Origin of the sequence: Nonomuraea solani, from assembly GCF_900108335.1 — a bacterium.
GTDB lineage: Bacteria > Actinomycetota > Actinomycetes > Streptosporangiales > Streptosporangiaceae > Nonomuraea > Nonomuraea solani.
In genome coordinates this window covers 76,589-88,824 of sequence record NZ_FNVT01000035.1, presented here as the reverse complement: position 1 = coordinate 88,824, position 12,236 = coordinate 76,589, and the positions used below count along the sequence as shown (strand labels likewise).

At 72.5% G+C, this 12,236-nt stretch carries 12 protein-coding genes; 10 read left to right on the top strand and 2 right to left on the bottom strand.

Translation table 11 applies throughout. From position 1 onward, the window contains the following. Window positions 1-17 precede the first annotated feature (17 nt). The 8 genes from C4V41_RS56610 (at window position 18) to C4V41_RS56575 (ending at window position 8,703) form a co-directional block, all read left to right on the top strand. Window positions 18-926: a phosphotransferase gene (locus C4V41_RS56610; protein WP_103964340.1), complete on the top strand. Its 909-nt coding sequence runs from the start codon at window positions 18-20 to the stop codon at window positions 924-926. Between the two features lie 64 nt (window positions 927-990). Further along, window positions 991-1,416 carry a hypothetical protein gene (locus C4V41_RS56605; RefSeq protein WP_103964339.1) on the top strand — a complete coding sequence of 142 codons (426 nt, stop codon included), beginning with the start codon at window positions 991-993 and terminating at the stop codon, window positions 1,414-1,416. A gap of 217 nt (window positions 1,417-1,633) precedes the next feature. Further along, window positions 1,634-3,253, top strand: a complete 1,620-nt coding sequence (locus C4V41_RS56600) for an ABC-F family ATP-binding cassette domain-containing protein (protein ID WP_103964338.1) — start codon at window positions 1,634-1,636, stop codon at window positions 3,251-3,253. A 38-nt stretch (window positions 3,254-3,291) separates the two neighbouring features. Next, entirely contained in the window at window positions 3,292-3,975 is a 684-nt protein-coding gene (locus C4V41_RS56595) for a class I SAM-dependent methyltransferase (protein WP_103964337.1), read from the top strand. A gap of 59 nt (window positions 3,976-4,034) precedes the next feature. After that, a complete protein-coding gene (locus tag C4V41_RS56590) occupies window positions 4,035-4,805 on the top strand; it encodes a hypothetical protein (RefSeq protein ID WP_103964336.1) in 771 nt (256 codons plus the stop codon). Further along, window positions 4,802-5,932, top strand: a complete 1,131-nt coding sequence (locus tag C4V41_RS56585; protein WP_103964335.1) for a hypothetical protein — start codon at window positions 4,802-4,804, stop codon at window positions 5,930-5,932. The genes C4V41_RS56590 and C4V41_RS56585 overlap by 4 nt, the downstream gene beginning before the upstream one ends. 69 nt (window positions 5,933-6,001) lie before the next feature. Further along, entirely contained in the window at window positions 6,002-7,429 is a 1,428-nt protein-coding gene (locus C4V41_RS56580) for a hypothetical protein (RefSeq protein WP_103964334.1), read from the top strand. Then, a complete protein-coding gene (locus tag C4V41_RS56575) occupies window positions 7,426-8,703 on the top strand; it encodes an AAA family ATPase (RefSeq protein WP_103964351.1) in 1,278 nt (425 codons plus the stop codon). The genes C4V41_RS56580 and C4V41_RS56575 overlap by 4 nt, the downstream gene beginning before the upstream one ends. A gap of 1 nt (window position 8,704) precedes the next feature. On the opposite strand, the gene C4V41_RS56570 is transcribed toward C4V41_RS56575, so the two are convergent. Continuing rightward, complete coding sequence (locus tag C4V41_RS56570; protein ID WP_103964333.1) at window positions 8,705-9,643, bottom strand: GNAT family N-acetyltransferase; 939 nt, start codon at window positions 9,641-9,643, stop codon at window positions 8,705-8,707. Between the two features lie 64 nt (window positions 9,644-9,707). On the opposite strand from C4V41_RS56570, the gene C4V41_RS56565 reads away from it, so the two are divergent. Continuing rightward, complete coding sequence (locus tag C4V41_RS56565) at window positions 9,708-10,028, top strand: STAS domain-containing protein (protein ID WP_103964332.1); 321 nt, start codon at window positions 9,708-9,710, stop codon at window positions 10,026-10,028. On the opposite strand, the gene C4V41_RS56560 is transcribed toward C4V41_RS56565, so the two are convergent. Continuing rightward, window positions 10,009-11,586 (bottom strand): MDR family MFS transporter, encoded by a 1,578-nt coding sequence (locus tag C4V41_RS56560; protein WP_235031022.1) that lies wholly within the window; start codon window positions 11,584-11,586, stop codon window positions 10,009-10,011. The genes C4V41_RS56565 and C4V41_RS56560 overlap by 20 nt on opposite strands. 99 nt (window positions 11,587-11,685) lie before the next feature. Between C4V41_RS56560 and C4V41_RS56555 the strand changes: the two genes are divergently transcribed. Continuing rightward, window positions 11,686-12,231, top strand: coding sequence for a TetR/AcrR family transcriptional regulator (locus C4V41_RS56555; protein WP_103964330.1), 546 nt, complete (start codon window positions 11,686-11,688; stop codon window positions 12,229-12,231). Window positions 12,232-12,236: the final 5 nt, after the last annotated feature.

The window sequence follows — 12,236 nt, the reverse complement described above, 5'->3', positions numbered from 1 at the left end:
GGCTACCGTTGATCCGCATGACGCACACCGAGATCGAGATGACCGCGGAGCTCGTACGGGATCTGCTGCGCGATCAACATCCCGACCTGGCCGATCACCCTGTGACCTTCGGCGCGCGCGGCTGGGACAACCAGCTGTGGCGGCTCGGCGACGACCTCGCCGTCCGGTTGCCCTGGGCGACGGAGTCCGCGGACGAGCTGCTGCGCAAGGAGCACACCTGGCTGCCCGCCCTCGCCCCGGGCCTGCCGCTGCCGGTCCCCGTCCCGCAGCGTCTCGGCGAGCCCTCCGCCCTGTTTCCGCGCCCCTGGATCGTCACCACCTGGGTGCCGGGCGAGCCCGCCGACCGCGCCCCCGTCACGCGCGCCGCGGAGGCGGCCACCACCCTGGCCGCCTTCCTGACGGCGCTTCACCGGCCCGCCCCCGGCGGGGCGCCCGCGGGACGGGGCCGCGGCGGGCCGCTTGCCGCCCACACCGAGGGTGTCGCCAGGGCGATCGCCGAGGCCACGGGGATGGGCCTGATCCCCGACCCGGACGCCGTCCGCGCGGTCTGGGACGACGCCGTCGCCGCGCCCGGCTGGGACGGCCCGGCGCTCTGGCTCCATGGCGACCTGCACCCGGCCAACGTCCTCACCACGGACGGCACCATCTCCGGCGTGATCGACTTCGGCGACCTCTGCGCGGGCGACCCGGCCTGGGACCTCGCCTCCGCCTGGATCCTGCTGCCGGACGACACCGCCGGCCTCTTCCACGCCGCCTACCGGCCGGCCGCGGACGCGGCGACCCTGCGCCGCGCCCGCGGATGGGCGGTGGGACGCGCCCTCAGCGGCATCCTCATCGGCGAAGCCGGCCTCCGCGGCCGCCCGGGCGGCAAGCCCACCTGGGGCCCGCCGGCCCACGACTCACTACGACGCCTCCTCGCGAGCTGACTTTGCCTCATCACTCCGTACGATGTACGGTACATCGTACGGAAACGATGGACGGGAGTGGCACATGTACGAGCCCAGCGGCGAGGAACTGAAGAGCGTCGAGGAGTGGTTCGCCGAGTACGACGCACTGGCCGAGCAGGGCGCGCTGGACCGGCTCGCCGACCTGGCCGTCTTCCCGATGAACCTGGCCACCGACGTCCCCGGCGGGCACGCGGCGGTCCGCCAGTGGACGCGCGAGGAATACCTGGAGGCGATGCGGGACGCCATGGGCGGCGGCACGGCCGGGCTGGACCTCCGGTCACAAAGGACCCCGCACTTCCTGAGCCCGAACCTCGTGGTCGTGGAGACGGAGGCGGCCATGACCATCGAGGGCGAGCGGCAGGAGATGCACTACGCCGACCTGCTGGTGCGCACCGAGGACGGCTGGGCCTTCCAGACGATGATCCAGAGCGGCTGGGGCCACGGCTGGCCACCCGCCCAGCGCGGCTGAACCATGCTCCGCCCGTAAATGACGGGCGGAGCATGACCGGTTCTTGCTAACTTGGCGATATGCATTTGTACTTCCTCTGAGAGACGACCTCGCCGGCCGCTGATGCGGTCCCGGTCCGGCCCCCCATGAGCGGGCCCCGGGGCGCGGCCGAGCCGTTCCGTCGTCTCGATTTCCACGGGTCACCTGGACGCGGTGTCCCGTGCTGTTCGGAGGAAGCGTGTCCGTCATCGTGTCAACCGCCCGTTCCCGGGCGCATCTCAACGCCACCGGCCTGCATCTCGCCCGCGGCGGCCGGCCCGTCCTGACCGGGGTGGACCTCACCGTCTCCCCCGGCGACCGCCTCGGCGTCGTCGGCGAGAACGGCCGCGGCAAGACCACACTGCTGAACGTGCTCGCCGGCACCCTCACCCCCGACTCCGGTTCCGTGCACAGGACCGGCACCCTCGGCGTCGCCGACCAGGTGATCCCGGCCGGCGACGACCGCACGGTCGGCGACCTGATCGACATCGAGCTGGCCCAGGTGCACGCCGTGCTGCGCGCCCTGGACGAGGCGGCGCTCGCGCTCGCCGGCGAACGCCCGGGCGCCGGCCAGGACTACGCCACCGCGCTCGCGGCCGCCGAGTCCATCGGCGCGTGGGACGCCGAGCGCCGGGTGGAAATCTCGCTCGAAGCCCTGAACGCGGTGCACGACCGGGCCCGCCCGCTGGCCGGCCTGTCGGTTGGGCAGCGCTACCGGATCAGGCTGGCCTGCCTGCTCGGCGCCGGCTACGACCTGCTGCTCCTCGACGAGCCCACCAACCACCTCGACGCGGACGGCCTGGACCACCTGACCGCGCGCCTGCGGGCGCACCCGGGCGGCGTGGTGCTGGTCAGCCACGACCGGGCGCTGCTGTCCGACGTCGTCACCTCGGTGCTCGACCTGGACCCGGCCAGCGACGGGCGGCCCCGCGTGTACGGCGGCGGGTACGCGGGCTTCCGCGAGGGCAGCCGCGCCGAGCGGGAGCGCTGGGAGAGCGCGTACCGCGACCAGCAGGACGAGCGCCGGCGCCTGGCGCAGGACCTGTCGGCGGCGCAGAACCGGCTGTCCACCGGCTGGCGGCCGGAGAAGGGCACCGGCAAGCACACGCGCGCCACCCGGGCGCCCGCCCTGGTGCGGGCGGTCCACCGGCGGCGGGAGGAGCTCGAATCGCACGCTCTCGACGTCCCTCCGCCGCCGATGCGCTTCCAGCCGCCCCGGCTGGAAGCGATCCCCGGCGCCGTGCTGCTGCGGGCCGACGAGGTCACGGTGGCGGACCGGATCGCCACACCGCGCTCGGTGCTCCTGCGCTCCGGTGACCGCCTCGTGGTGACCGGCCCGAACGGTTCGGGCAAGTCCACCCTGCTCGGCGTGCTCGCCGGCACGCTGACGCCGGGCTCGGGCTCGGTGCGGCGCAAGCGCGGCGCCCGGATCGGCCTGCTTCCCCAGGAGTCGCCGCCGCCGCCGGGGAGGCGGGTCATGGAGGTGTACGACGCCGCCATCGCCCGGCTCGTCACCGCGGGCGCGCTCGCGGAGGCGGACCGGGTGGGGCTCGGTCAGCTCGGCCTGCTCCCCTCCTCCGCCACCCGGCGGCCGGTGAGCGAGCTGTCCACGGGCCAGCGGCGCCGGCTCGACCTGGCCGTCATGCTGGCCGCGCGGCCGCACGTCGTCCTGCTGGACGAGCCGACCAACCATCTGTCGATGACCCTGGTCGAGGAGCTCACGGAGGCCCTGGGGGCGACCGGCGCGGCGGTGGTCCTGGCCGGCCACGACCGGCAACTCCTGCGCGACACCGCGGCCTGGCCACGGCTGGAGGCCTGATCGCCCCCATGCCTTGATCGCGGAGTTAGCGTCGAGGCATGCGGAATTCAGGCACGGGCCCAGGCCCGATCACCCCCGACGGATCCCCGGTCGACTTCTATCTGCGGCTCAAGCCCAACGGCGAGCCCGAGCTCGTCGAGGGGGTGACGCCGCCCGGCGGCTCGGTTCTCGAACTGGGCGCCGGGGTCGGCCGGGTGACGCACCCGCTCGTCGAGCGCGGCTTCTCGGTCGTGGCCGTGGACGAGTCGGCCGAGATGCTGGAGCGGGTGCGCGGGGCGCGCACGGTGCTGGGCCGGGTGGAGGAGCTGCGGCTCACCGAGCGCTTCGACACGGTCATGCTGGCCTCCCAGCTCGTCAACACCGTGCATGACGGGGACCGGCGCGCGCTGCTCGCGGCCTGCGCGCGCCACGTCAAGCCCGGCGGCGCGGTGCTGATCCAGTGGATCCCCGCCGAGGGGCACGACCGCTGGCACGTGGGCATGGGCCGGGAGGAGGGCGACATCACGATCACGATGGCCGCCGTCGACGAGGTGTCGCCGGGGGTCTTCCACGCGACCATGCGCTACACCTACGGCGGCGACCGGGTGTGGACGCAGTCGTTCTCCTCCAGGCGGCTCACCGACGACGACCTCGCCGCGGACCTGGCCGCCGAGGGGCTGCGGCTGGAGAGGTTCCTCACCGAGGACCGTACGTGGCTCCTGGCAGCGCCCTTTACGATGTAGATCTCATTATATGGAGCAAAAATACTGGAAAATACTGGGACTGTTGGTACAGTCGCGCCATGAGTGACCGGCTGGACGATCTCGAGCGGCGGATCGACGAGCTCCGGGCCGGCGTACGCAAGGCGATGCGGCTCAGGGACGGCGCCACCGCCCGCGTGCTGCGGGCCGAGCTGCGCAGCGCGGAGCGGTCGTGGGACGCCCTCGTGACCGGCGAGCAGCCGAAGGCCAAGGAGCGGCCGCCGCGCCTGGTCACCGTGCGCGAGCAGGTGCACCAGGGGCTGCGGCTGCTGGGTGCGCCCGCCCAGCCGAGGCTGGTGGTGGCCGTCAGCGACGCGTTCTTCGGCGGCACCATCCGCAGCAACCAGCTCACCAGCCTGCGCAGGGACGAGGAGCGCTCGTTCCGTTCCTCGCCCTTCGGCCGGCCCTACTACCTGTGCGCCGCGCTCACCGACCGCCTCTCCCCCGCCCGCGGCCTGCTCACGCTCAGCGGCTGGCCGCTGGAGCGGCGGGTGGTCGGGCCGCTCAGTCCCCGGGTCGACTTCCTGACCTGCGCCATCGCGGTGGCCGGGCACGAGAGCGACGACGAGGGGGCGGGCCGGTTACTCATCCGGATGGCCAGGAACATCCCGGGCGCGACCGACGGCACGCTGGGCCCGCCCGACCCGCGGCGGGTGATCGAGGCGGCCCGCGCCGAGCTGGACGTACACGCCGAGCGCGACACGCGGGATCGCGCCGAGCTGGCGGAACGCGCCGCCGCGCAGCTTGATGACGCCGCCCGGCTGTTCGGCGCCGCTACGCTGAGCACGATCAAGAAGGAGAAGGCCAAGTGAGCGGCTTGAAGCGCGAAGGCGACCACGTGCACCGGCTGGAGGCGCTGCGGGGCACGACACCGCAGCAGCCGCACGACGCGCGCGCCATCGCGGCGCTGGCGGCCAACCCGGGCTGCACCCGCCGGGCGCTCATGGACGGCGCCGGCATCGACAAGGACGCCGCCGCGCAGCACCTGGGCTTCCCGGCGCCGTTCGGGCAGTCGCCGTTCGCGATCACGCGCGGCAACATGTTCGAGTCGCTGGTCAAGGCCGACGGCTGCGCCGAACTGCTGCGGATGCTGCGCGAGCTGCTCGGCCTGCCGATCGCCGAGGTGGCCTACCACGACGTCGAGAACGTCGGCGCCCACCTGCGCGCCGCCCACACCAGGGCGCTGATCGACCGGGCGGCGGGCGACGGCGAGGACGCCGGCACGCTCTACGACCATCCGCTGCTCACCCTGGAGATCGCCGGTCACACCGCCTACCTGGAGCCGGACGTGGTGGCGTTCCAGCTCGGCGGGCGCTTCCACATCGTGGAGATCAAGTCGTTCGCGGTGATCGACGGGCAGGCCGACCCGGCGGCGGTGGCCGCGGCGGCGCGGCAGGCGGCCGTCTACGTGCTGGCGCTGCGCACCCTGCTGGAGGAGCTCGGCCACGACCCGGCGAAGGTGGCGCACGACGTGGTGCTGGTCTGCCCGGAGAACTTCGCCAACCGGCCGGTCGCGACGCTGGTCGACGTGCGCAGGCAGCTCGCCGTGCTGCGCCGCCAGCTCACCCGGATGACCACGCTCGACCGACTGCTCGAAGGGCTGCCCGACGATCTGACGTTCGACCTGCGGCCGGGCGAGGACGGCCGGCCCACCAGGCCGGTGGCCGAGCTGGCCGACGCGCTGCGCAGGACGGCCGCCCGCTACGCGCCCGACTGCCTGTCCACGTGCGACATGTGCTTCTTCTGCCGCGACGAGGCCCGCCAGGAGGGCGCCTCCGACCTGCTCGGCCGCCAGGTGCGCGACGAGCTGGGCGGGGTCGCCTCGGTGGCGGAGGCGCTGGGCCTGGCCGACGGCACGCGCGATCCCGCCGAGGGGCAGGAGGAGATCGCCCGGCTGCTCCGCAACGCCGAACGCCTGCGCAAGGAGTGCCTCAATTGACCCTCCCGCCCGCTCGGAGGCGCCCCGCATGATCTCGCCGACCCCACGCCCGCCGCGGAGACGTTCCCCATGAGCCTGCTGACCTCGCTCGCCCGGCTGCGGGCCCTGGACGAGGGCATCGCGCAGCCCGTCGCGACCGTCAGGCACTGCCATCTGTCGGAGCGGCCGATGGTGTTCATCCCGCTCAAGCTGTCGGGCGAGGCCGCCGCGCCGCTGGCCGCGCTGCTCGGCACCGAGCGCGACCGGCCGCGGCTGCTCGTGGTGACCCAGCCGCGCAACCGCGACCTGCGCTTCGCCTGGGCGGCCGAGCTGGCCGGGGTGCTGCTGCCGTACGTGGAGACGTTCCTCGGCGACACCGAGACGGTGGAGCGCAAGAACGCCGAGCCCTACGAGCGGGCGATGGACGCGCCGCAACTCCTCGTGCCGAACCAGGCCGGGGTGTCGTTCACGCGGCTGCTCGGGCGTTCGACGCGCTTCCGGCAGGCCGACGGGCCCTATCCGGTGCCCGAGGTGGTGCCGATGCTGGGGCGGTGGCTGACGTATTTCGCGGAGCGGGCGGCGTACCCGGGCTCGTCGATGACGCTCGCGCTCACCGAGGAGCTGGGCCGCCACTGGGCCAGCGGGCAGAGCGGTCTTGAGGACGCCAACCTGGCGGCGCTGCTGGCCTGGATCACCACGGGGCCGAGCGACGACGCCGAGGACCCGCTGATCTGGCCGCCCGCCGGGCCGGCCACCGACCCCGGCTTCGACGCCGAGGTGCTCGCCCCGGCGATCGAGAGCGAGTCGGCCGAGCGCATCACCGAGGCGCTGCGCACCCAGCTGGAGCCCACCTGGCGGCTCATGTGGCAGGCGATCGACCTGCTGGCCGGGCTGCCGGCGGGCGCGAGCGTGGCCCAGCGCTGGGAGCAGGACCGCGGCTCGTTCAGCGGCATGGCCGTGCACATCGCCGAGGGCGCGCCGCCGCAGCCGCGCCGCGACGGCGCGATCGCCGCCGCGGCCAAGCTGGCCCGCATGGAACGCGCCCAGGCCGCCTACGACGTGCAGCGCGCCTACGACGACCCCCTGGTGATGGCCGAATACCGGCTTACCGGCGAGGCGTTCGCGGGCGAGGTGATCGAGACCGTCCCCGACAACACCGAGGGCGAGGGCCGCTCGCGCAAGCTCCGCCCGCTCGTGGTGATCAAGACCGACGATCCGGTACGCCTGCCGCCCGGCGCCTCACTCGGCACCCCGCAGCGCCGCGGCCAGGGCGCCGAGCTGATGGACGCGGCCCATGGCCTGGTCACCCTGAAGATCACCAAGGGCATGGGCCGCGGCAAGACGCCCGCCCCCGGCGCGGTGCCCGAGATCGGCGAGCGGGTCTGCTACACCTCGCTGACCGACGACTTCCAGGGCTCGCCCGCCCTGCCCGACTCCGAGGCGACACCGTGGACGCACGGCGGGCCGCCGCAGGAATACGTGCCCGACGACGAGGACGCCCAGGAGGAGTGGTCGTGACCGACAGCCCCGAGCAGGTCATCAGGAACGTGCTGGCCGACCTGCCGAGGAACCGCGGCGTGGTCGTCGACTCCCCGCCGGGCGCGGGCAAGTCCACCCTCGTGGTGCGGGCCGCCGCCCACCTCGCGGCGAGCGGCGAGCCGCTGATGATCGTGGCCCAGACCAACGAGCAGGTCGACGACCTGGTGACGAGGATCTGCGACAAGCATCCCCACCTGACCGTGGGGCGGCTGTCGGCCGGCGGCTACGTGCCGCCGCTGCGCCTGCTGGACCTGCCCGGCGTCCGGGTCGGCACCCGGATCCAGGATCTCAGCGATCCGGACATCGTCATCGCGACGGCGGACAAGTGGGCCTGGATCAGCGGCCGGGTGTGGCCGTGGGCGATCGTGGACGAGGCGTACCAGATGCGCTCGGACAAGCTGCTGCGGATCGCGGGACTGTTCGAGCGGGCGCTGTTCGTGGGCGACCCGGGGCAGCTCGACCCGTTCTCGATCGTGGACGGCGACCGCTGGTCGGGGCTGTCGTGGGACCCGCTGCAGAGCGCGGTGTCGGTGCTGCTGCGGCACAACCCCGACCTGCCCGTGCACCGGCTGCCGGTGTCGTGGCGGCTGCCCGCGACGGCGGCGCCGGTGGTGTCGCGGGCGTTCTACCCGTTCACCGGGTTCCGGTCCGGCACCGATCTCGGCGACCGGTGGCTGGAGCTGTCGACGGGCGGCATGGGCACCGTGCACGACCGGGCGCTGGAGGAGGCCGCCCGGTCGGGGTGGGCGCTGCTCGAACTGCCCAACCGGCACACCGTGCGCACCGACGGCGAGGCCGTGGAGGCGGTGGCGCTGCTGGCCGAACGGCTGCTGCAGCGGGGCGCGGTGGCCGGCTCCGAGCAGGGCGAGCGGCCGGTCCTGGCGGACCGGATCGCGGTCGGGGCGGCGCACCGCGACCAGGTGGCCGCCATCCGCGCCGCCGGGCTGCCGCCGGAGATCACCGTCGACACCGCCAACCGGCTCCAGGGCCGCGAGTACGACGTGACGATCGTGCTGCACCCCTTGTCGGGGCGCAGGGACGCCACGGCCTTCCACCTGGAGTCGGGGCGGCTGTGCGTGCTGGCGTCGCGGCACCGGCACGCGTGCGTGGTCGTGGCCAGGGCGGGCATCGCCGAGCTGCTGGACGCCCACCCGTCGGCGGAGTCCGTGCAACTGGGCGTGCCGGTCAAGTTCCCGGACGGGTGGGAGGCCAACCAGTCGGTGCTGGAGCACCTGTCCCACCACCGCGTGTAGGTCAGAGGCGGTGCCGCCAGACGTCGATGACCATGACCGGGCGCATTCCCGCCGACTCGTACAGCCCCAGGGCCGGGGTGGTGTTGTTGGAGTCGACGTGCAGGATCGTGCCCTTGAGGCCGCGGGCGGCGTCGTCGGCGAAGGCGTGCCGCAGCAGGAATCGGCCGAGCCCGCGTCCCCGGAACTCGGGCAGCACGGCCAGCGTGGCCACGTAGCCGCAGCCCTGGTCGGACAGGAACTGGTCGTTGCGGATCACCAGCGCCGCCGGCCGGCCGTCGATCCTGGCCAGCGTGAACCGGCTCCAGTCGGTGAAGGTGCTCGACTGCTTGCGCTCGTACCACTGGTCGTAGGGGGACGGGACGAAGCCGAAGTGCTCGGCGAACCCCTCCTGGTGCACGCGGTGGCCCTCGCGCCGCACCTCGTCGCTCTCACCGGTGTGCAGCGTGAGGCCGTCCGGCGCGACGGGCGGGGTGAGCGGGCCGTCGTGGTCGATGCGCATGCGGTGGTAGCTGGTGCCCGGCTCGAAGCCGAGCCCCTTGGCCCTGGTGCGCTTGGCCTCGTCGGCGCGGTAGACGCCGACGTGCAGGGTGACGCCGTCGTGGCCGCGCTCGGCGGCCAGCTCGCGGGCGCGCCCGATGACGAGCTCCCACAACTCGTCGTCGAGACCCTCGGTGCCCTCGGCTCCAGGGCGGACGATCACCTCGACGTCCACCAGGTCGCTGTCCCCGGTGGCGCACGCCCAGGCCCAGGCGGTGAGGCGGCCATCTGCGTCGTACGTCAGCCAGCCGTCCTTGCCGAGGTCGAACCCGGGTTCGGCGAGCTCGTCGGCGACGTCGTCGAGCGTCATGTCCGGCACCCCGATCACCGCGGTGTCGTAGGCCGCCACGAGCTCATGAATGGCGGCGGCGTCTTCGACGCGCGGCCGGCGGATGTCATGCATGAGTGGATTGTCCAGAAAACGCCGGTCTGGCGCCTCCCATTTTTCCGAGGACTAAGCTGAACCCGTGCTCGACAGAACGCCGCTGCACATCGACGTCGTCCAGCGCGACGCGACCACCGTCGCGCTCGTGCTCAGCGGCGACCTCGACCACGACTCGGTGGCCCAGCTCGCCGCCCTCACCTTCGCCGCCGGCTACCGCCGGATCGACATGGACCTGTCGGCGCTCAGCTTCATCGACTCCTCCGGCCTGGCCGCGCTGCTCCGCCTGCACGAGCAGGCCGCGGGCGTCAACGCCGCCCTCCACGTGGTGGCCCTGACGCCCTACCTGCGCGGCCTGTTCACGATGACCGCGCTCGACCGCGTCTTCACCCTGCCGCCGGGGTGACCGCCTTCTCGTCGGCCGCGGGCGCCTCGGCGGGGCCGGCGCCGCGCAGCGGGATCTCCTTGATGAACGCCGCCAGCACCGGCACGACGACCGCGAACGCGATCGCCCACCAGAACACGCCCGAGATCGACGTCGCCAGCGACTCCAGCAGCCCGGTGCGCATCTGGGCGGGCATCTGGGCGACGGCCGCGGCGTCCATCCTGGCACCGGTGGTGGCCAGTTCGTCCGCCGCCTGCGGGCCGAACCTGGCGGTCAGGTCGGACAGGAGGTGGTTGTTGAACACCGCCCCGAACAGCGACACGCCGAACGAGCCGCCGATCGACCGGAAGAACGTGCTCGCGCTGCTGGCGACGCCCAGGTCCCGCTGCTCGACGCTGTTCTGCGCGATGAGCATCGTGGTCTGCATGAGGAAGCCCATGCCGAGGCCGAGCACCGCGATGTAGACGCCGGTCACCCAGGACGGCGTGCCGGCGTCCATGGTGGCCAGCAGCCACATGCCGACGGCCATGCCGACGCCGCCGATGACCGGGTAGATCTTGTACTTGCCCGTGCTGGTGATGGCCTTGCCCACGAACAGCGACACGACCATGGCGGCGCCCATCATGGGCAGCAGCAGCAGTCCGGAGTTGGTGGCCGTGGCGCCCTGCACCATCTGCTGGAACAGCGGCAGGAAGTTGATCGCGCCGAACATCGCGAAGCCGAGCAGGAAGCCGATGATCGAGATCAGCGTGAAGTTGCGGTTGCCGAAGAGTTGCAGCGGCATGATCGGCTCGACGGCCTTACGTTCGACCATGATGAACGCCACCAGCGTGACGACGGCGAGCGCCGCCAGGCCGAGGATCTCCCAGGAGCCCCAGGCGTACTGGTTGCCGCCCCAGGTCGTGATGAGCACCATGGCGGTGATGCTGACCGACAGCAGGCCCGCGCCCCACCAGTCGATGCGCACCTTGTTGTGGTGCTTCGGCAGGTGCAGCTTCAGCACGAGCAGGACCAGCGCGACCGCGCCGACCGGCAGGTTCACGTAGAAGGCCCAGCGCCAGTCGAGGTGGTCGGTGATGAAGCCGCCGACCAGCGGGCCGGCGATCATCGCCAGCGACATGACGCCGGCCATGATGCCCTGGTACTGGCCGCGCTCGCGGGGCGGCACCAGGTCGCCGATGATCGCCATGACGTTGACCATGAGGCCGCCCGCGCCCAGCCCCTGGATCGCGCGGAAGGCGATCAGCTCGGCCATGCCGCCCTCGGGCCCGCCGAAGATCTCGGAGCCGGCCATGCCGCAGAGCACGGAGCCGATCATGAAGATGACGATCGAGATGATGAAGATGTTCTTGCGCCCGTACAGGTCGCCGATCTTGCCCCAGATCGGCGTCGAGACGGTCGTGCCCAGCACGTACGCCGTGACGACCCAGGACAGGTGCGTTAACCCGCCCAGCTCCCCCACGATGCGCGGCATGGCCGTGCCCACGATCATGTTGTCCAGCATGGCCAGCACCATCGCCAGCATCAGGCCGGGCAGGACGACCATGACCTCACGGCGTCGTCCGACTGCCTCCGCCACCACACACCCCCCAGTTCCCGCCTTGCTTACTTGCCGACCGGCAAGCGTAGAATAAGCTAGATACTTACTTGCCGGCCGTCAAGTCGAAATAGGTGCGAAGTGCGGGAAGATACGCGAACCCGAATTCAGGAGATCGCGCTGCGGCTCTTCACCGAGCAGGGCTATGAGGCGACCTCTCTGCGGGAGATCGCCGAAGAGCTCGGGGTGACGAAAGCCGCTCTCTACTACCACTTCAAGACCAAGGACGACATAGTGGCGAGCCTGGTCGACACGCGTCTCCAGGAGCTCGAGGAGCTGCTGGCCTGGCTCAAGGAGCAGCCCAAGACCGCGGAGACGCGGCGTGAGGTGGTCGAGCGCTACGCCGAGCAGGTGCGCGGCGGCCGGCACCTCGGGATCGGCCGGTTCCTGGAGCGCAACCAGACCGCGCTGCGCGACAACCCCACGCTGATCAAGATCCGCGATCGGATGATGGAGCTCACGGTGGAGATGAGCCCGCCGGACGCCACGCCCACCGAGCGCCTCCGCCACGCCCTGGCGCTCTTCGCGCTGCACGCGGGAAAGTGGCTGATGAAGGAGGAGGAGCTCAGCGAGGAGGAGGTCCACAAGGCGTGCCTGGAGGTGGCCGACCGGCTGCTGCAACCGTAGCCTTT

Bases quoted from the DNA above. Each gene is read 5' to 3' on its own strand.
- C4V41_RS56610 (WP_103964340.1), top strand. From the start codon at position 18: ATGACGCACACCGAGATCGAGATGACCGCGGAGCTCGTACGGGATCTG.
- C4V41_RS56605 (WP_103964339.1), top strand. From the start codon at position 991: ATGTACGAGCCCAGCGGCGAGGAACTGAAGAGCGTCGAGGAGTGGTTC.
- C4V41_RS56595 (WP_103964337.1), top strand. From the start codon at position 3,292: ATGCGGAATTCAGGCACGGGCCCAGGCCCGATCACCCCCGACGGATCC.
- C4V41_RS56590 (WP_103964336.1), top strand. From the start codon at position 4,035: ATGAGTGACCGGCTGGACGATCTCGAGCGGCGGATCGACGAGCTCCGG.
- C4V41_RS56580 (WP_103964334.1), top strand. From the start codon at position 6,002: ATGAGCCTGCTGACCTCGCTCGCCCGGCTGCGGGCCCTGGACGAGGGC.
- C4V41_RS56570 (WP_103964333.1), bottom strand. From the start codon at position 9,643: ATGCATGACATCCGCCGGCCGCGCGTCGAAGACGCCGCCGCCATTCAT.